The sequence below is a fragment of the Bradyrhizobium sp. CCGB20 genome (assembly GCF_024199855.1).
GTDB lineage: Bacteria > Pseudomonadota > Alphaproteobacteria > Rhizobiales > Xanthobacteraceae > Bradyrhizobium.
Window position 1 is genome coordinate 8,448,333 of sequence record NZ_JANADN010000001.1, and the last position, 17,456, is coordinate 8,465,788.

General features: G+C 65.1%; 19 protein-coding genes. 7 read left to right on the plus strand and 12 right to left on the minus strand.

Annotated elements, in window-relative coordinates:
- Positions 1 to 15 precede the first annotated feature (15 nt).
- The 3 genes from NLM15_RS39770 to NLM15_RS39780 all read right to left on the minus strand — a co-directional run bounded on the left by NLM15_RS39770 (position 16) and on the right by NLM15_RS39780 (position 3,481).
- Complete coding sequence (locus NLM15_RS39770) at positions 16 to 519, minus strand: GFA family protein (protein ID WP_254123403.1); 504 nt, start codon at positions 517 to 519, stop codon at positions 16 to 18.
- Positions 520 to 738: 219 nt separating this feature from the next.
- Positions 739 to 1,866, minus strand: coding sequence for an alkene reductase (locus NLM15_RS39775; protein WP_254123404.1), 1,128 nt, complete (start codon positions 1,864 to 1,866; stop codon positions 739 to 741).
- 118 nt (positions 1,867 to 1,984) lie between these two features.
- Positions 1,985 to 3,481 (minus strand): aldehyde dehydrogenase family protein, encoded by a 1,497-nt coding sequence (locus NLM15_RS39780; RefSeq protein WP_254123405.1) that lies wholly within the window; start codon positions 3,479 to 3,481, stop codon positions 1,985 to 1,987.
- Positions 3,482 to 3,664: 183 nt separating this feature from the next.
- On the opposite strand from NLM15_RS39780, the gene NLM15_RS39785 reads away from it, so the two are divergent.
- Complete coding sequence (locus NLM15_RS39785) at positions 3,665 to 4,510, plus strand: SDR family NAD(P)-dependent oxidoreductase (RefSeq protein WP_254123406.1); 846 nt, start codon at positions 3,665 to 3,667, stop codon at positions 4,508 to 4,510.
- Between the two features lie 160 nt (positions 4,511 to 4,670).
- Here the strand turns inward: NLM15_RS39785 and NLM15_RS39790 are convergent, their stop codons facing one another.
- The 6 genes from NLM15_RS39790 to NLM15_RS39815 form a co-directional block, all read right to left on the minus strand.
- Positions 4,671 to 4,877, minus strand: a complete 207-nt coding sequence (locus NLM15_RS39790; RefSeq protein ID WP_195800657.1) for a hypothetical protein — start codon at positions 4,875 to 4,877, stop codon at positions 4,671 to 4,673.
- Positions 4,878 to 4,949: 72 nt separating this feature from the next.
- Positions 4,950 to 5,363, minus strand: coding sequence for a Rieske (2Fe-2S) protein (locus NLM15_RS39795; protein WP_254123407.1), 414 nt, complete (start codon positions 5,361 to 5,363; stop codon positions 4,950 to 4,952).
- An 8-nt stretch (positions 5,364 to 5,371) separates the two neighbouring features.
- Positions 5,372 to 6,484, minus strand: coding sequence for an amidohydrolase family protein (locus NLM15_RS39800; protein WP_254123408.1), 1,113 nt, complete (start codon positions 6,482 to 6,484; stop codon positions 5,372 to 5,374).
- A gap of 13 nt (positions 6,485 to 6,497) precedes the next feature.
- Complete coding sequence (locus NLM15_RS39805; RefSeq protein WP_254123409.1) at positions 6,498 to 7,556, minus strand: amidohydrolase family protein; 1,059 nt, start codon at positions 7,554 to 7,556, stop codon at positions 6,498 to 6,500.
- A gap of 262 nt (positions 7,557 to 7,818) precedes the next feature.
- The gene (locus tag NLM15_RS39810; RefSeq protein ID WP_254123410.1) at positions 7,819 to 8,094 is read right to left on the minus strand and encodes a YiaA/YiaB family inner membrane protein; all 276 of its coding nucleotides are present in this window, start codon (positions 8,092 to 8,094) and stop codon (positions 7,819 to 7,821) included.
- A gap of 43 nt (positions 8,095 to 8,137) precedes the next feature.
- Positions 8,138 to 8,833 (minus strand): PspA/IM30 family protein, encoded by a 696-nt coding sequence (locus tag NLM15_RS39815; RefSeq protein ID WP_254123411.1) that lies wholly within the window; start codon positions 8,831 to 8,833, stop codon positions 8,138 to 8,140.
- Positions 8,834 to 8,936: 103 nt separating this feature from the next.
- On the opposite strand from NLM15_RS39815, the gene NLM15_RS39820 reads away from it, so the two are divergent.
- Positions 8,937 to 9,545, plus strand: coding sequence for a TetR/AcrR family transcriptional regulator (locus NLM15_RS39820; RefSeq protein ID WP_254123412.1), 609 nt, complete (start codon positions 8,937 to 8,939; stop codon positions 9,543 to 9,545).
- Positions 9,546 to 9,594: 49 nt separating this feature from the next.
- Here the strand turns inward: NLM15_RS39820 and NLM15_RS39825 are convergent, their stop codons facing one another.
- A complete protein-coding gene (locus NLM15_RS39825; RefSeq protein ID WP_254123413.1) occupies positions 9,595 to 10,272 on the minus strand; it encodes a peroxiredoxin-like family protein in 678 nt (225 codons plus the stop codon).
- Positions 10,273 to 10,370: 98 nt separating this feature from the next.
- Between NLM15_RS39825 and NLM15_RS39830 the strand changes: the two genes are divergently transcribed.
- Entirely contained in the window at positions 10,371 to 11,252 is an 882-nt protein-coding gene (locus tag NLM15_RS39830; RefSeq protein WP_254123414.1) for a LysR family transcriptional regulator, read from the plus strand.
- 19 nt (positions 11,253 to 11,271) lie between these two features.
- On the opposite strand, the gene NLM15_RS39835 is transcribed toward NLM15_RS39830, so the two are convergent.
- Complete coding sequence (locus NLM15_RS39835; protein ID WP_254123415.1) at positions 11,272 to 12,615, minus strand: glycoside hydrolase family 3 N-terminal domain-containing protein; 1,344 nt, start codon at positions 12,613 to 12,615, stop codon at positions 11,272 to 11,274.
- A 187-nt stretch (positions 12,616 to 12,802) separates the two neighbouring features.
- Here NLM15_RS39835 and NLM15_RS39840 point away from each other — a divergent pair, with 187 nt between their 5' ends.
- The 3 genes from NLM15_RS39840 to NLM15_RS39850 are packed head-to-tail and all read left to right on the plus strand — an operon-like array spanning position 12,803 to position 16,603.
- Positions 12,803 to 14,296: a DUF4153 domain-containing protein gene (locus tag NLM15_RS39840; RefSeq protein WP_254123416.1), complete on the plus strand. Its 1,494-nt coding sequence runs from the start codon at positions 12,803 to 12,805 to the stop codon at positions 14,294 to 14,296.
- A 19-nt stretch (positions 14,297 to 14,315) separates the two neighbouring features.
- A complete protein-coding gene (locus NLM15_RS39845) occupies positions 14,316 to 15,020 on the plus strand; it encodes a response regulator (protein WP_254123417.1) in 705 nt (234 codons plus the stop codon).
- Positions 15,017 to 16,603 (plus strand): ATP-binding protein, encoded by a 1,587-nt coding sequence (locus NLM15_RS39850; RefSeq protein ID WP_254123418.1) that lies wholly within the window; start codon positions 15,017 to 15,019, stop codon positions 16,601 to 16,603. Before NLM15_RS39845 ends, NLM15_RS39850 begins: the two co-directional genes overlap by 4 nt.
- Here NLM15_RS39850 and NLM15_RS39855 read toward each other — a convergent pair.
- A complete protein-coding gene (locus NLM15_RS39855; RefSeq protein WP_007597071.1) occupies positions 16,600 to 16,740 on the minus strand; it encodes a hypothetical protein in 141 nt (46 codons plus the stop codon). The two genes, NLM15_RS39850 and NLM15_RS39855, sit on opposite strands and share 4 nt — an antisense overlap.
- Before the next feature lie 79 nt (positions 16,741 to 16,819).
- On the opposite strand from NLM15_RS39855, the gene NLM15_RS39860 reads away from it, so the two are divergent.
- Positions 16,820 to 17,389, plus strand: a complete 570-nt coding sequence (locus NLM15_RS39860; protein ID WP_254123419.1) for an alpha-ketoglutarate-dependent dioxygenase AlkB — start codon at positions 16,820 to 16,822, stop codon at positions 17,387 to 17,389.
- Positions 17,390 to 17,456: the final 67 nt, after the last annotated feature.

A 17,456-nucleotide genomic window follows, 5' to 3' on the forward strand; every position in this document is an offset into this window, starting at 1 on the left:
TTGCGCGGAAGAGCGCTACATCTCCTCGCGCCCCAATTCGAACGGATCCTCGCCGCCCGTACGCTTCTTCTTTTTCGAGCGCTGCCAGACCACACCGGGAAAGCCCTTCAACGGCACCAGCGGCTCGCCGGTATAGGCCCATTCCTGCAGCTCTTCGATGGCCATGTGATAGAGCGGCTGGCGGCCGGTGCGCTCCTTGAACAGGGCCCGGGGGATGTTGACCATGTGCGGGCCGCGGGGCCGCTCGTACGCGATCGGCGTCCCGCAATGCGAGCAGAAGCTGCGCGAGGTCTTGGTGGCCTTGTCCTCGTAGCGGGCGAGCGCGGTTTTGCCGGACGTGATGCGAAAGCGCTTTTTCCAGCTTCCGACATAGGTGGCGTAAGCCGCGCCGTGGGCGCGGCGGCTGGCGGCCGAATGATCATGCCAGGCCCAGCGCGCGGGAACGTCGATCTCGAAGGTGACCTTGCCGCAAAGGCATTGGCCGGTGGCTAATCCTGCGGCGGCTGCGGCTTTGGCCATGGAAGTCTCTCCGTCGTCATTGCGAGCGCAACGAAGCAATCCAGAATCTTTCCGCGCAGACAGTCTGGATTGCTTCGCTGCGCTCGCAATGACGGAGTTTGTGGTGCGATCGGAGCAGGACAATAGCTCCGTAGCCCGGATGAGCGAAGCGACATCCGGGAAAACCATTGCTCAGGCGAAGGTCCCGGATATCGCGTCGCTCATCCGGGCTACGCGTACCTACGCCGGCGTCAGCTCGTCATAGACGGGATAATCCGTGTACCCCTTCTCTTCGCCGCCATAGAACGTCGCGCGGTTATACGGCGTGATCGGATAATCCTGCTCGAGGCGCCGCGGCAGATCGGGGTTCGAGATGAAGATGCGACCGAAGGCGATGATGTCGGCGTGTCCCTCGGCGATCGCCGCATTCGCGGTCTCGCCGGTAAAGCCGCCGGCAGTCATCAGCACGCCGCTGTAGAGCGGACGGAACAGCACCATCGCCGAGGGCACGTTTTCCCAGTGGACGTCGGCGCGGCCGGCGCCGCTGGAGCGCGGCTCGATGAAGTGCAGGTAGGCGAGACCGAGCTTGTCGAGCGTCTTCACGACATGGGTGTAGAGCGGCATCGGATCGGGCTCGCCGGAATCATTGGCGATGCCGTGAGGCGACAGCCGGACGCCGACGCGGTTCGCGCCCCAGACGTCGATCGCGGCCTGGGTCACCTCGAGCAGCAGCCGTGCGCGGTTCTCGATTCCGCCGCCATATTGATCGGTGCGCTGGTTGCTGCGCGACTGCAGGAACTGCTCGAGCAGATAGCCATTGGCGCCGTGGATCTCGACACCGTCGAAGCCCGCCGCGAGCGCATTCTTCGCGCCCTGACGGAATGCTTCCACAACGCCCTTGACCTCGTCGGTCTCCAGCGCGCGCGGCGTCTCGTAATCGGCGATCTTGCCGTCGGCGGTCATCGCCTTCATGCCTTCGGCCTTGATCGCAATCGCCGAGGCCGACACCGGCAGCGCACCGCCATGATAGGACGAATGCGAGACGCGGCCGACATGCCAGAGCTGGAGGAAGATGATGCCGCCCTTGGCATGCACGGCATCGACCACCTTGCGCCAGCCGGCGATCTGGGCCTCCGAATAGATGCCCGGGGTCGCCGGATTGCCGCGGCCGTGCGAGACCACGGGCGATGCTTCTGCGATCAACAGACCGCCTTGCGTCGCACGCTGGCCGTAATATTCGGCATTGAGCGACCGCGGCGAGAAGCTCTCGCGCTCGGCGCGCATGCGCGTCAGCGGCGCCAGCGCGACGCGATGCGCGAGCTTGTACGGACCGACCTGCAACGGTCTAAACAACGCCTCGAATTTCATGTGGGCCCCGAAATTTCCATGGAAGGACACGGATCATATAGCGAGGGGCGGCCACCGGAAAAGGCGCCGCCCCCACGAAAAGATATTCCCTCTCGCGGAACGCGAAAGAGAGCAGGTCTTACGCCGTCTTGATCCAGACGGCCTTCACGTTGAGATACTCCTCGACATGCTGCTTGCCGGACTCACGGCCGTAGCCGCTCATCTTGTAGCCGCCGAAGGGCACCGCCGGATCCATCGCCTGGTAGCAATTCACCCACACCGAGCCGGCACGCAGGCTCTTGGCAACCGCATGCGCCTTGCTGACGTCGCGCGTCCACAGGCCGGAGCCGAGGCCGAACGTGGTGTTGTTGGCGCGCTTGACCAGTTCGTCCATGTCCTTGAACGCGATCGCGGAGATGACGGGACCGAAGATCTCCTCCTGCGCGATCCGCATGTTGTCCTGGACGCCCGCGAAGACGGTCGGTGAGACGAAGAAGCCCTTCGACAGCGCGCCTTCCGTGACACGGCCGCCGCCGGCGAGCGCGCGCGCGCCTTCCTTCTGGCCGATGTCGAGATAGCCGGTGACGCGCTCGAGCTGCTGCTCGGAGACCAGCGGGCCGATCTGGGTGTTGGGATCGAGGCCGTTGCCGACCTGCAATTTCTTGCCGAACTCGGCGACGCGGCCGACGAACTCTTCGTAGATCGACTGCTCGACGAACAGACGCGTGCCGGCGCTGCAAATCTGGCCCGAGTTGGCGAACACCGCCATCGCGGCACCAGGCACGGCGGCATCGAGATCGGCATCGGCGAACACGATGTCCGGCGACTTGCCGCCGAGCTCGAGCGAGACACGCTTCAGGTTGCCGGCGGAGGCCCGGATGATCGACTGGCCCGTGACATGCGAGCCGGTGAAGGCGACCTTGTCGACGTCATGATGCGAGGCGAGCGCGGCGCCCGCGGTCTCGCCATAGCCGGGCACGACGTTGACGACGCCGGGCGGAATGCCGGCCTCCATCGCCAGCTCAGCGATGCGCAGCGAGGTCAGCGGCGCCTCTTCGGCGGGCTTCAGCACGACAGTGCAGCCGGTCGCGATCGCCGGGCCGATCTTCCAGATCGTCGCGGTGAGCGGACCATTCCAGGGAATGATGGCGCCGACGACGCCGATCGGCTCCTTCAGCGTGTAGGAGAAGATCTCGCCGGGCAGCGAGTTCTCGATAGTCTCGCCGTGGATCGCGGTGGTCTGGCCGGCGTAGTAGCGCAGCATGCCAACGGCGCGCAGGCGATAGGCGCGGGTGCGGCTGAGCGGTGCGCCCATGTCGAGCGTGTCGAGCTGCGACAATTCGTCAAAATTCTTCTCGACGAGGTCGGCGAGCTTGAGCAGCAGGTTCTGCCGCTCGAACGGCTTCACCTTGCTCCAGGGTCCCTCGAAGGCGCGGCGGGCGGCAGCGACCGCACGGTCGATGTCTTCCTTGTCGCCCTCGGCGACGGTTGCGAGCAGCTCGCCGGTGGCGGGGTTGTGGGTCTCGAAGCGCTTGCCGGAAGCAGCATCGACCCACTTCCCGTCGATCAGCATCTGCTTGTAGGACCCGTTGGCGAACGGATGGCGCGTGATCGGAATAGCCTGCGACACAGCCATGGCTGCACTCCCTATTCAGGTGATTGATTGGTTCGATCTCGGTGGGACCGTTAGGCCTGGAAGAATACAGCGCTGCACGATGGGCGTAAAGGCGGCGCGGAACGAAGACCTCCCATGCCGACTTGTGCAGGGTCGCGGCAGTGCCATGTTATATCTCGACCAAGCCCGCCCCGGAGACCAGCCATGCCCCATTCCGCCATCGTCAAGGACAATGTCGCCGTGATCACGGGAGGTGCATCCGGCATTGGACTGGCTGCCGCCGCAGCCTTCGCGCGGGCCGGCATGAAGGTGTGCATCGCTGACGTGGACCAGGCGCGGCTGGCCGAGGCCGCAACAAAACTGTCATCTGTCACGTCCGCCACACATGTGATGACCTTCGCCGCCGACGTCAGCAAAGCCGAGAGCGTGGCGGAACTCGAGCGCGCCGTGCGCGAGCGCTTCGGCGGCACCGATATCCTCATGAACAATGCCGGCATCCAGCCGGGTAGCACATTGTACGCCGAGCCCGACAACTGGCAGCGCATCATCGGCGTCAACATGTGGGGCATCATCAACGGCTCGCGCATCTTCGCACCCGGCATGATCGCGCGCGGCAGGGCCGGCCTGATCATCAACACCGGCTCCAAGCAGGGCATCACCACGCCGCCCGGCGACCCCGCCTACAATGTCTCGAAGGCTGGCGTGAAGGCGTTCACCGAGGCACTCCAGCACGAGCTGCGCAATACGAAGGATTGCCGCCTCACCGCGCATCTCTTGATCCCCGGCTTCGTCTTCACCGGGCTGACCGCGAAGGGCCGCACCGAGAAACCCGCCGGCGCCTGGACGCCGGAGCAGACGGTCGATTTCATGCTGGCCCGGCTGGAGGCCGGCGATTTCTATATTCTGTGCCCGGACAATGACGTGCCACGCGCGCTCGACGAGAAGCGCATGCTGTGGGCGGCCGGCGACATCGTCGAGAACCGCCCGCCGCTGTCACGCTGGCATCCGGATTATGCGGATGCGTTCAAGAAGTTTGTGGAGGGGGAGTAACTACCCTCATGGTGAGGAGCGCGCCCTTTGCGCGCGTCTCGAACCATGCGGGCTCGGCTGAGGCAACCCGGCCTCGATCCTTCGAGACGCCCGCCTTCGGCGGGCTCCTCAGGATGAGGGGTTAGAGTCTTCGCGGTGTGGCAAATTCGTGCGAACCGCCTCACAGCGTCTCTTGCTGATGTCCGCAATTCTTGCAGGCGAACTTGACCCGGCTCTGGCCCTTTTCCGCCTGCACCCGGTTCGGCGCGCCGCACTTGCCGCATACGGCCTCGATGCGGGTCGTGCCCTGCTTTACGACGATGGTTTTCTTTTCCATCGATTCGCGGATCAGGCGCTCGGCCTCTTCACGCAGGGATTGTTTCGACAAAGCTCGTCTCCGCCTCTGAAAGCGCGAGAGCCATATCGCACTTGCGTGAAAATCACAATCGGCAAAGCCGGATTACACCTCGACGATCACATAGCTGTCCTCGACATGCGCCGGAAACGTCTCGGCAACATACGGGCCCTTCCGGAGCTCGTCGCCCCGTTCCACCGCGACCGGATATGACCTTATCTTGACGCGCTTCGGATCGAACCAGGACTGGCCGTTGCGCATGTCGAACTCCCAGCCGTGCCAGGGACAACGCAGCATCTCGCCGACGCGCGACCGCTCATAGATGCCGGGCTCGGGCGAGGTCAGGCGCGCCACGCACGCGGCTTTCTCCAGCGGCGCGCCCTCGTGGGGGCAGCGGTTCAGCAACGCGAAGAACTCGCCATTGACGTGGAACACGACGATGTCGCGGCCGGCGACATCGACGACCTTGTTGCCGCCGGGCGGGATCTCCGAGGTGCGCGCGACGATGTGACGGGCCATATTCCTTCTCAGAACTTGTAGACCGCACGGGCGTTGGTGCTGAAGATCTTCTTCCGCTCGGCCTCGGTCAGCGGCGTCTTGAAGGCAAAGCGCGGATCGTCGAAATCCCAGTGCGGATAGTCCGACGAGAACAACAGACGGTCGATACCGACCCATTCGATCAGCGAGCGCAGGTGCCGCGCCTCGTCCGGTTCGTCGATCGGCTGTGTCGTGAACCAGAAATGCTCACGGACATATTCGGACGGCTTGCGCTTGAGATGCGGCACCTCGCTGCGAAAGCGCTCGAAATGCTGGTCCATGCGCCACACCGCCGACGGAATCCAGCCGAAGCCGCCCTCGATGAAGACGAACTTCAATTTCGGGAACCGCTCCGGCACGCCCTCGATGACGAGGCTCGCAAGCTGCGCCGCGATGGTGTGCGCGTTGGACTGGTGCTCCTCGACATAATAGGACGGCCAGCCGCCGCCGGTCGGGGCGTGGCCGCCATAGCCGCCGACATGGATGCCGAGCGGCAGGTCGAGCTCTTGCGCACGCTCATAGATCGGCCAGTAGCGGCGGCGGCCGAGCGGCTCGTTGGCGCGCGGCGAGACGTTGATCTGGATATATTCGCCGATTCTCGCACAGCGCTCGATCTCGGCAATCGCAAGGTCCGTGCCGTCCTGGCCAACCAGGATCGAGGCCTTCAGGCGCGGATCGAGATGTGACCAGAATGCCAGCTGCCAGTCGTTGATGGCGCGCTGGATCGCGGCGCCGAATTCGAGGTTCTGCTGCGAGAAGATGAAGAGATCGAGCACCTGCAGGATCCCGAACTCGACATCGAGCGGATCGAGATGCTGCTTCTGCATGAAGGCGAGATCCGAGCCGGGCGGCCCGCCGGTCGGCGGCCAGGCGTCGCGGCGCGCAATCAGCGGCGAGGAGCGCGGATAGGGCGTGGTGAAGAGATAGGGCGTGCGCAGATGGCTGCCATATTCCCTCAAGTGCTGCTGCCAGCGTTTCGGCAGGAACTCGTTGAGGTCGTCCGTCGAGCGCAGGCTCGGATGCACGTCGCAATCGACGATGCGCAGCCGCGTCGCGGCCGGCTTCTCGTCGTCGCGCAGCGGGCGGTCGATGACTTCACTCATGCGAGCCTCCAGGTCAATTGAGGGACAATCGCGAGAACGTCTCCAGCGGATTGTCGACACACATCTTCTCGATGATGCTCTTCGGCAAGTTCGGCGGGATCGGATCGTCGCCGTCGAACTGCCAGTGCGGATAGTCGGACGCGAACAAAAACATCTTTTCGGAGCCGATCTGGTCGATGATCTCCTCGACGCTTCGGGCATCGCCGGGCGCGTCGAACGGCTGCATGGTGACGCGAAAATTGTCGCGGATGATCGCGGCCGGCTCGCGCTCGACCCAGGGCACCTCGACGCGGACGCCGCGCCAGGTCTTGTTGGCGCGCCACATGAAGGCCGGCAGCCAGCTCACACCCGACTCCATCAGCACGACTTTAAGGTTCGGAAATTTTCCGAACACGCCCTCATAGATCAGACTCAGGATCTGCGCCTGAAACGCTTGGGCCTCGACGAAGTAATATTCGTAGCGGTGCGACGGCCAGCCGGCCGAGCTCGGCGCCTGGCGATATTGCGTGCCGGCATGGATCGCGAGCGGCAGCTTGTATTTCTCGGCTAACCGATAGACCGGCCAGAAGTGCCGCCGGCCCAGCAGCGTCTCGCCCTGCGCCAGCACCAGAACGGAGACGAAACGATTGTCGCCGGCGCGGCGCTCGATCTCCTCGATCGCCAGATCCGGATCCTGCATCGGCACCACGATGGAGGCGCGCAGGCGCGGATCGCGCGACAGCCATTCGGCGGCGATCCAGTCGTTGATCGCCTTGCAGAAGTCGGCCGCCATGTAAGTATCGAACACGGCCTGCGCACCGTAGAGCACATTGAGGATCGCGTGGCTCGCACCGAGCTGCTCGAACGCGCCCTTCTGCACCATGGCCAGGTCAGAGCCGGGCTTGCCGTTGGCCGGACGCCAGTCTGCGCGGCCCGACAGCGGCATGCCTGGCGGATAGGAGGTGAGATCGAGCCCGTCGATGGCGCGGCTCACCACCTGCTCTTTCCAGTGATCGCTGAGATAGGGAAGCAGCGTCGTGCGCGTGCCGCCAACGGCCGGGTGGATGTCGCAGTCGATCCGCATAGCCGCCATGGAGCGTCCTCGCCGAGATCTTGCTTATTGGCGACGTTCTTGTGCGCCGCCTGCGCAGAGTGCCCCTGCCCGCTTCAGCGCGCAAGAGCGCACGCCCGCGCGATCCGTCATGGCTCGGTTGCATTTCGCAGGCGCGATACCGCCGACGCGGAACGCGATCGGCGAATGCAGTTCGTCAAGGATGTCGCCGGTTCCGGGCACAACAGCAGCGGAGTTATTCCGCCGCTGTTTGTTTGGCGTGACCTGGCTCAGGCAATCTCTCTCAAGCCGCCTTGGAGACTTCCATCAGCAGGCGCTCGGCCTTGGCATCCTCGATGCGGTTCACCAGGCGACTGCTCTCGTGATTGTCGCGGACGGTCTTGGTCAGGGTGATGCAGGTCTGGATCAGCATCACGATGCCCATGGTGAGATAGCCCTTCATCCAGAGGTCGAGCGGCAGGAAGAAGATGCCGATGGCGACGAGGAAGGCGGAGGCTGCGAAGGACGCGTAAGTGAAGGTCACCCAAGCGCTGCTGTGGGGCTGGCCGTTCTGGTTCATGGTGGTCTCCTGTCGGTTCAAATGATGAGGGTTGAGGTTGAGATCAGGCCGTCGGTGCACGCTTGGACTTCAACCGCGCCAGCACGTCGTCGGCGGTCGTCTTGAGCCGGGGGCCAAAGCCCTGCTCGGCGAGTTTCTCGGCGGTGGCGAGCGGACCGCTGGCCGCATCGAGTTCGACCAGCGCATCGTCGGCAGCCTGGGCTTCCATCTGCCGGTCACGCAGGCGCCTCAAGGTGCTCTCCGCCTCCGGCAGCGTGGATTCGTAGGGACGCGCGGCCTCGATGCCACTGCGGCGAAGCGAGCGCACTGCTTCCGAGGCGCGGGCGACACGGCGGCCACGATCGAGCTCGGTGATGCGAGCCTGCGCATTCGCGACATGCCGCTTCAGCCGCGCGATCTCGGTCGCGAACAACGCGCGGGCCGTCATCGCCGCATCGCGGTCGGCCTCGAGGCCTGCGATGGCTTCGGCCGCCTCCTTGGCGAGATCCTCGCGGCCACCATCGAGCGCCGCAACCGCGCGGGTTTCGAGATCGGCAATACGGGCGACGGTCGCCTCGAGCTTGCGGCCTTCCTGCTGGTCCTGGGCGATGGCCAGCGCCAGCGTCCGCTTGCTGCGCTCGACGGCGGCGGCCGCGTCGCGCATCTGCTGGTCGAGGATCAGAAGGGCCGTCCGGTCCTCCAGTTCCTCGCCTGCGGCGGCAACACTGCCGCGGAAGAGTGTCACTACGGTCTTGAACATTTGCTGCTCCCTGTTATGAGCGTTGCTCACGGATGGTTTGTAGCAGAGACCTTGAACATCGTTCAATAAATATTTGAGCGACGCTCAAGAATTTGGTTAACGAATGACTAAAGCCTTGGAACGTCGAGAGAAACTTCGAACCGACCTCATCCTCGCGGCGGAGCGGATGATCGCTCAGCGTGGGTTGGCCGGCCTGAAGACCCGCGATCTGGCCCGCGAGATCGGCTGCGCCAATGGTGCGGTCTACAATCTCGTTGCCGATGTCGACGAACTGGTCCTGCGCGTCGGGTCGCGCACGCTGCACCGGCTCGACGAGGCGCTCAGCGCGGCGGTACGCGCTGGCAATCCATCGCCGCAGGAGACGCTGGTCCGCATCGCGATCGCCTATTGCGATTTCGCCGCGGAAAATCTCGAACTCTGGCGCGCGATGTTCGAGCACCGCATGGCGGCCGACAAGGACGTCCCCGACTGGTCCGCCGACGACCAGATGCAGCTGTTCCGCCACATCTACGTGCCGCTCGCCACGCTGTTTCCAGAACGAGACGCGGACGAGCTCGGCATCACCGCACGCAGCCTGTTCTCGGCCGTGCACGGCATGGTGGCGCTGGGACTTGAGCAGAGGCTGGTCGCCGTGCCGCTGCCGGCGCTGCGCAAGGAAATCGCGGGTCTTGTGCGCGCGATGATCGACGGATTGATCGCGCGCGAGCGCTAGCGTTTCACCGCCCCGCGCGCGACGGCACGCGGAGCGGTGCCCGTAACGCTCAGGCCGCCTTGCCGGCCCGCAACCGGTCGAGCACCGGCAACAGCTCAGACGGATCGGGGCGGTGCGTGTAGTCCGGATTGACCTCTGCATAGGCGATGACGCCGTCGCGGCCGATGACGTAACGCGCCGGCATCGGCAGCACCCAGGACGGATCGTCGTTGAACGTCGGCAGATCGTTCTTGAACGATTTGTAGAGCGCGGCGAGATCGTCCTGCAAAACGAAGCGGATGCCGAAGGCGTCGGAGACCTCGCTCCGGACATCGCTCAGGATCGGGAATGAGAGCTTGTTGTCGCGCTGCGACTTGCGGCTGTTCGGCGCGGTCTGCGGCGAAATCGCAACGAGGCTCGCACCGCGCGCGGCGATCTCGGGCAGAGCGTCCTGAAGCGCCTGCAGCTCGAGGTTACAATAGGGACACCAGACACCGCGATAGAACGAGATGACCAGTGGTCCCTTCGCGAGCAGGTCGCGCAAGGAGACGGGCTTGCCGTCGGGATCCCTCAGGGTGAATTCGGGTGCGACGTCGCCGGCCTTCTTCGCGCGCTGCGCCTGGCCGCTGGCGATCAGTTCGGCGGTGGCGCGGTGCATGGTGTCCAGCGCCTCCTTGCCCGGCTTGAGCGGAAAGCGACCGGCTTCGAAGTCGGCTTTGAAGGCGTCGAGTTTGTCTTGCAGGGCCATGAGGAAACTCCATCGGTTGTCGTTGGCCCGGCCTATCTGGATCATTTGGAAATGAAGGGGTATATGGCCGCTACGGACAATATTTATTTGGAAGACGAATGAGTGACCGGCTCCAGGAATTGACCGTCTTCGTCCGGGCGGCAGAGAGCGGCAGCTTTTCAAAGACCGCGCGCGAGCTCGGCCTGTCGCAGCCCTCGGTGTCGCGCATCATCGGCGAACTGGAGACCCGGCTCGGGGTCAAGCTGCTGCTGCGGACCACGCGCCGCATCACAGTGACGGACGCCGGCGCACTGTTCCTCATCCGCGCGCGCGACGTGCTGGCCGACATCGAGGACGCCGAGGACGCCGCGCGTGGCGTCGATTCATTACGCGGAACGCTGCGCATCACGATGCCCATCGTCTACGGCACAAGGCTCATCATCCCGCGCCTGCCGAAATTCCTTCGCGCCCATCCCATGTTGCGCGTCGAGCTGTCCGTCGCCGACGAACGGCACAACCTCGTCGCGGAAGGCACCGACGTCGCGATCCGCCTGGGCCCGCTGAGCGACTCCGGCTTTGGCGCGCGCAAGCTTGCGACGCTGCCGCGCTTTCTCGTCGCCGCGCCGTCCTATCTCGCCGAGCGCGGCACCCCGAAGACGCCGGCCGATCTCGCATCGCATGACTGCATCTTCGGTCCCGGCCTGTTCGGCCGCACCACCTGGTCGTTCACCCGCAATGGCGCCGAGACCTCGGTCGATGTCCACGGCCGCATCACCACCGATTCCGGCCCCGGCGTGTTCGCGAGTGTGCTGGCGGGGCTCGGCATTGCCATGACCTCGCCGGTGATGGCCGGCCCCGAGATCGCGTCAGGCGCACTGGTCCCGCTGCTGAAGAGCTACAAGCTCGCGCCGGTCGACGTCTACGCCGTGTTTCCGGCGGGCCCCCGCCCCTCGACCAAGGTGCGCGCGCTGGTCGATTTCCTGGCCGAGGAGTTGAGATAGATCGCGGGGACGCAAAGGGCTAATCCCTCTTGACCACGCGAATGGCGCGTGAAGCTGCTCGCGCCTGCTCGGTCGGAAAGCCCCGCTCCAGCCGCGCCGCGCTCGCCTGCAGCATCGCCGCATCCAGCTTGCCCTGCCGCGATCCCTCCAGGGCGCAGGCGAAGACGCGGTAGAATTGCGCGCCGTCATAGGCGACCAGCAGCACATCAACACCGGCGTTGATCGCCTCGACGACCGCTTTGCAGACGTCGTGCTGGTAGATCGCACCCATCACCAGGTCGTCGGTCATCACCATGCCCTGATAACCCCACTTGCCGCGGATGATCCCCTCGACGACGCTCTTCGAATGCGAGGCCGCGCGATCGGGGTCGACGGTCGTGAGCGTGACGTGTCCAACCATGAGCGCACTGCGCGAATGCGACAGCACCTCGCGGAACGGAAGCCAGTCGGTCACCTCCAGCTCCTTCACCGGCGTGTCGAGATTGGCGCTGAAATGATGCGTGTCGGCGCGGACGCGGCCGATGCCCGGAAAATGCTTCAGCGTGGCGCCGACGCCCGACTCTTCCAGCCCGCGGACATAGGCGCTCGCGATCGTGCTGACGACGGCGGGATCGGTGGCAATCGCGCGCTGGCCGATCAGCGTGTGGAAGTCGAGGCGATTGCGCCTCGCCGGCGGCTTGAGGTCGAGCACCGGCGCGAGGTTGAGGTTGACGCCGACGCCGGCGAGCTCGCGGCCATGGATGCGGCCGAACTCTTCCGCCTTGGCCTGCTGCTCGTCGGGGGCGAGCCCGGTAAGTGTCGCCAGCGCCGGCACCTTGGTCAGCGGCGGCGCGAGATGCCCGACAATGCCGCCCTCCTGATCTGCCGCAACGACCAGCGGCGGCAGGCCGGCGGCGCGCCGCTTGCCCTGGAGCGCCGCGATCTCGGCCTGCAGCGCCTCGATCGTCCGGCCGCGGATGTTGTGCCGGGTGACGTAGACGCCGCCGATCATCCCCTGCTCGGCAAGGCGCGCGACCTCGGGAAACGAGGAATAGCCGACCATGAAGTGCGGTCCGAGCTGACGCGCTTCAGTGGCGGACGCGGCAAGCACATCGTGCTTGCGCAGCTCGAACTTCAGATGCGCGGCTGACATCAGCAGCGGCGGCAGGCACCAGAGCATGACGAGCAGCTTGCCTGCGATGCTGCGCCAGCGCCCGAGGCGCAGCAGGACGATGACGATCACGATGCTTGCGACGACAAGCGCGATGTTTCCGGCGCCGCGCAGCACGAGCAGATAAGGATCGTTCTTGTTCACTGCCGCGAATGCGACGACAGGTGCGGCAAGCCAGAGCAGGATGAGACCGATGCGATTGATGAATTGCATGATGCGTCACGTCCAAAATGATGAACGCATCGCACCTATCAGCGCGACTTACGCTGCGCGAGGGGCAAAAGCACGCCTGCACGAAAACTGCAAAAGACTCCTGAAAGCGTGCTGACGAAGGTCCCGGTTTCTGCGCAAGCGCCGTGCAGACTGCACGACATCGAACTTCACGAAAGGTCATTTGCATATGACGAGCCTGGCGACGACATCGACGACGGACATTCAGCCGATCAGGCCTTCGGCGATTTCGACCAAGCTCGCGATGGCGCTGGTGCTCGCCGCGCTCGCCGACTGGCTCTTCTATGGCCAGCGAATGGGGCTATCGATGGTGATCTTTGCCATCGCGATCGCCTGCGCCTCGCTGCTTGCCAATCATGCGACGCTGGACTTTCGCCGCGCAACCATCGGAGGCGTAATCATCGCCCTCGGCCTGGTGCCAGCCGTGGAGGAGCTCAACACGATCTCGTTCCTCATCCTCGTCGCGGCACTGGTCATCGCCCTGCTGCTCGCGACCAATCCGGAGACGACGGGGCTTGCGGACCGCGCCCGCGCACTGCGAAACTTCTTCTTGTTCGGCCCCTTCAGATTTTTCCCCGACGCTCTCCAGGTCTTCAACATGTCGGCTTTCACCCGCGGCATCGCACTGTGGCTGATGCCGGTGGTGCTGAGCACCGTGTTCGTCGCGCTGTTCGCCGCCGCCAATCCGGTGATCGAGCAATGGGTGTCGCTGCTCAATCCGAAGGTCATCTTCGAGTATGTCAGCGTCTGGCGCGTGCTGTTCTGGACATTGATGCTGGCGCTGGTCTGGCCCTTCCTCCATGTGCGCTGGCGGCGCAAGAAGGTCGCCGTCCCCACCGAGACCGACGTCGCGGAGCCGCCGCTTCCGCCCTTCGTCTCGCCGGAATTTCTGGGCGCCTCCACCATTCTGCGCTCGCTGATCCTGTTCAACCTGCTGTTCGCAGCGCAGTCCATTCTCGACGGCATCTATCTCTGGGGCCATGTCGCGCTGCCCGACAATTTGACCTATGCGTCCTATGCGCATCGCGGCGCCTACCCGCTGATCGCGACCGCCCTGCTCGCCGCCGCCTTCGTGCTGGTGGCGATGCGTCCGGGCGGACCGGCCGAGAAATCGAAGGTGATCCGGCCGCTGGTCTATCTCTGGGTCGGGCAGAATGTCTTGCTCGTCGCCTCCTCCATCCTCCGCCTCGATCTCTACGTCGACATCTACATGCTGACCTACTGGCGCATCGCGGCGTTCATCTGGATGGGGCTGGTGGCGCTCGGGCTGATCCTGATCGTCGCCCGCATCGTGCTCGACAAGTCCAACGAGTGGCTGGTCGGCGTCAACCTGATCGCGCTGGCGATCGTGCTCTACGGCTGCTCGCTGGTGAACTTCGATGCCTTCATCGCCAACTATAATGTCGCCCATAGCCGGGAAGCATCGGGCAAAGGCCTGCTGGTCGACATCAACTATCTGCTGACGCTCGGGCCGCAGGCGCTGCCCGCCATCGACAAGGCCATCCTGCTACGGGCCGGCAACCCCGAGAGCTGCCTTGTGTCGCGCCGCGACCGCCTTGTAGAACAGCAGCGCCAGGATCTGGCCTGGCGGAGCTGGGGCTTCCGGAACTGGCGGCTCCAGCACAAGCGGGACGCGCAGGCGAAAAATCAGCCGGCCGGCTGACAGGGAAGCGGAGAATTTCTTGGCGCATCGCATTCTCATCGTCGACGACGAGAGCCATATCCGCGAGGTTGTCCGCGTCGCCCTGAGGAAGGCCGGCATGGACGTCATCGACGCCCGCGACGGCAAGGAGGCGCTCGCCCGCTTTGCCGCCGACAAGCCCGATCTCATCGTGCTCGACATCGGCATGCCCGAATTCGACGGCCTCGACGTCTGCCGCGAGATCCGCAAGACGTCCGACGTGCCGATCCTGTTCCTGTCGGCGCGCGACGAGGAGATCGACCGCATCCTCGGCCTCGAGATCGGGGGCGACGACTACGTGACGAAGCCGTTCAGCCCGCGCGAGCTGGTGGCGCGGGTCAACGTCATCCTGCGACGTCTCGGCCCGCGCAATGGCGAGGCCAAGGCAAGTCCGGCCGCGCTATCGCAGGGCGGCCTGCTGATCGATCCCGAGCAGCATGTCGCAACCTTCGCCGGCACGCCGCTGAAGCTGACTGCGATCGAGTTCGGCATTCTGCGCGCGTTCCTGACCCGGCCGACCTCGGTCTTCAATCGCGAGCAGCTGATGCGGGCGGCCTATCAGCTCAACATCCAGGTCTCCGACCGCACCATCGACAGTCACATCCGCAACATCCGCGCCAAGTTCGCGGCGCTGGCCTGCGAGAACGTGATCGAGACCATCCACGGCGTCGGCTTCAAGCTCGGCCGCTGCGAGAAAGAGGCATGAGCGCGGCACCCGACAAATGGCGGCCCTCGCTCACCCTCGTGATTTTCACGGTGCTGGCGACCGTCGGCGTACTGCCGCTGGTCGGCCTGTTCTTCTTCCGCCTCTACGACAACCAGCTGATCCGCCAGACCCAGGCCGAGCTGATCGCGCAGAGCCGCGTGCTCGCGACGATCTATGCGCAGGAGGTCACGGCAAGGCTCGGCGGCGGCCTGACGCTCGGCGCCGAGGTGCCGCCGAACGTGCTGCCCGACCCCGGCGACCAGGTTACGCCGATCCGTCCCGCGCTCGACCTCACGGCCAACGACCTGCTCAGGCGGCGGCCGGATGCGCAAGCAGCGGCCCAGCCGGCGCAGCCCGCCTATGTCGAGATCGGCGCAAAGCTGACGCCGATCATCCGCGAGACCCAGAAGGTGACGCTGGCGGGCTTTCGCATCCTCGATCCGCAGGGCGTGGTGATCGCCGGGCGCCAGGAGGTCGGGCAGTCGCTCGCCCATATCGAGGAGGTCGCCGACGCGCTGCACGGGCAATATCGCGCCACCTTGCGCAACCGGGTGCCGGACAAGCCGCCGCCGCCGATCTATTCCTTCAGCCGCGGCCTCGGCGTGCACGTGTTCTCGGCGATGCCCGTGATCGTCAACAACCGCGTTGCGGGGGTGATCTACACCACGCGGACACCGAGCAACATCTTCGACCACCTCTACCAGGAGCGCGCCAAGTTCGTGCTAGCGGGGCTCGCCGTGATCCTCGGCACCATCGCGATCGGCCTCGTGTTCTCGCGCACCATCACGCTGCCGATGCGTGAGCTGATTGACCGCGCCGCGCGCATCGGTCGCGGCGACCGCGAGGCGTTTCAGCCGCTCCGGCATTACGGCACGCGCGAGTTCGCCCAGCTCTCGCACAGCTTCCTCGGCATGGCCGAGCAGCTCGCCAGGCGCTCCGACTATATCGCGACGTTCTCGGCCCACCTCACCCACGAGCTGAAATCACCGCTGACCTCGATCAAGGGCGCCGCCGAGCTGCTGCAGGATTCCTATCAAGGCAAGCCCGAGGGCCTGACGCCGGCCGAGCAGAAGACGTTCATCGCCAACATTCTCTCGGATACTCAACGGCTGGAAGCGATGGCGCAGCGGCTGCGCGAGCTGGCGCGGGCCGAAAGCCTGCCGCAGAACGAGCGCACCGAGCTTGCGCCCGTCATCGCCGACCTCAGGAGCCGGTTTCCGCAGAGCGCAATCGAGGCCAGTGGCAGCCTCGACCGTCCCATCGGCATGTCCGGCGAGAAGGCACTGATCGTGCTGTCGCATCTCACGGATAATGCGATGCGGCACAGGGCTGGGACAATCAGGCTGGAGGCGGTGGACGAGCGCACCACCCTGCTTCTGACGGTGAGCAATGACGGCGAGCCGATCTCGGCGCCCAATCGCGACAGGATTTTCGATGCCTTCTTCACCACCCGCCGCGACCAGGGCGGGACCGGGATGGGACTGGCAATCGCGCGCGCGGTGATGGCGAGCCATGGCGGCTCGATCAGGCTCAAGCCGACCGACGACGGCGTCGCCTTCGAACTCCAGTTTCCTGTCGCCTAGATCGCGAACACCCAGGCGGCGACGATGGTGCCGATGGTGACCAGACCGGCGATGGTCCAGCCGGCGGCATATTCCAGCTCAGGATGACCGGTCGCCCGCATGATCTCTGCCGGATCGGCGGTATGCTTCTCTGCCATGACAGCCTCGCACGTTTTTTTCCGTGTCCTATGTAAGTCGCACCAGCCGCCAATAGGTTCCATCACGGAAATGCGAGGAATGACCCAGCTTGGCTTGTTCGCCGACCCGGCAGGAGGCCCGGCCGGCCTTCGCTATACTGACAATTTTATCGAGGCCGCCACTGAACAGGATCTGATCGGCGGCATCGCGGCATTGCCGCTGCAGCGCTTCCAGTTCGGCGCCTTCGAGGGCAACCGCCGGGTGGCCTCCTTCGGCTACCGCTATGATTATTCGCTGCAACGGCTGGCCGAGGCCGAGCCGATCCCGGACTGGGTCCTGCCCGTCGCGCGGCAGGTCGAGGCATGGGCCGGCCTCACTGAGGGCAGCGTGCGGCAGGTGCTCTGCACCGCGTACGACGCCGGCGTCGGCATCGGCTGGCACCGCGACAAGCCGCATTTCAAGGAGATCCTCGGCCTGTCGCTGGGCTCGCCGTGCAAATTCCGCTTCCGCCGCCGCAGCGGCGACACATGGGAGCGCCACACGCTCGAAGCCCTGCCGCGCTCGCTTTACATGATGGACGGCGAGGCGCGCTCGCAATGGGAGCACAGCATCCCGCCGGTCGAGGCACCCCGCTATTCGATCACCTTCAGGACGATGAAGCGGGCGTGACAGGCCGGCTCCAAAATAAAAATGCGAAAACAACCCCATGCACAGTAGAAAGCCCTTTCCGGCGCGA

Bases quoted from the DNA above. Each gene is read 5' to 3' on its own strand.
- NLM15_RS39810 (WP_254123410.1), bottom strand. From the start codon at position 8,094: ATGAACCAGAACGGCCAGCCCCACAGCAGCGCTTGGGTGACCTTCACT.
- NLM15_RS39825 (WP_254123413.1), bottom strand. From the start codon at position 10,272: ATGGCCCTGCAAGACAAACTCGACGCCTTCAAAGCCGACTTCGAAGCC.
- NLM15_RS39795 (WP_254123407.1), bottom strand. From the start codon at position 5,363: ATGGCCCGTCACATCGTCGCGCGCACCTCGGAGATCCCGCCCGGCGGC.
- NLM15_RS39775 (WP_254123404.1), bottom strand. From the start codon at position 1,866: ATGAAATTCGAGGCGTTGTTTAGACCGTTGCAGGTCGGTCCGTACAAG.
- NLM15_RS39850 (WP_254123418.1), top strand. From the start codon at position 15,017: ATGAGCGCGGCACCCGACAAATGGCGGCCCTCGCTCACCCTCGTGATT.
- NLM15_RS39840 (WP_254123416.1), top strand. From the start codon at position 12,803: ATGACGAGCCTGGCGACGACATCGACGACGGACATTCAGCCGATCAGG.
- NLM15_RS39830 (WP_254123414.1), top strand. From the start codon at position 10,371: ATGAGTGACCGGCTCCAGGAATTGACCGTCTTCGTCCGGGCGGCAGAG.
- NLM15_RS39835 (WP_254123415.1), bottom strand. From the start codon at position 12,615: ATGCAATTCATCAATCGCATCGGTCTCATCCTGCTCTGGCTTGCCGCA.
- NLM15_RS39780 (WP_254123405.1), bottom strand. From the start codon at position 3,481: ATGGCTGTGTCGCAGGCTATTCCGATCACGCGCCATCCGTTCGCCAAC.
- NLM15_RS39860 (WP_254123419.1), top strand. From the start codon at position 16,820: ATGACCCAGCTTGGCTTGTTCGCCGACCCGGCAGGAGGCCCGGCCGGC.
- NLM15_RS39785 (WP_254123406.1), top strand. From the start codon at position 3,665: ATGCCCCATTCCGCCATCGTCAAGGACAATGTCGCCGTGATCACGGGA.
- NLM15_RS39770 (WP_254123403.1), bottom strand. From the start codon at position 519: ATGGCCAAAGCCGCAGCCGCCGCAGGATTAGCCACCGGCCAATGCCTT.
- NLM15_RS39815 (WP_254123411.1), bottom strand. From the start codon at position 8,833: ATGTTCAAGACCGTAGTGACACTCTTCCGCGGCAGTGTTGCCGCCGCA.
- NLM15_RS39805 (WP_254123409.1), bottom strand. From the start codon at position 7,556: ATGGCGGCTATGCGGATCGACTGCGACATCCACCCGGCCGTTGGCGGC.
- NLM15_RS39855 (WP_007597071.1), bottom strand. From the start codon at position 16,740: ATGGCAGAGAAGCATACCGCCGATCCGGCAGAGATCATGCGGGCGACC.
- NLM15_RS39800 (WP_254123408.1), bottom strand. From the start codon at position 6,484: ATGAGTGAAGTCATCGACCGCCCGCTGCGCGACGACGAGAAGCCGGCC.
- NLM15_RS39820 (WP_254123412.1), top strand. From the start codon at position 8,937: ATGACTAAAGCCTTGGAACGTCGAGAGAAACTTCGAACCGACCTCATC.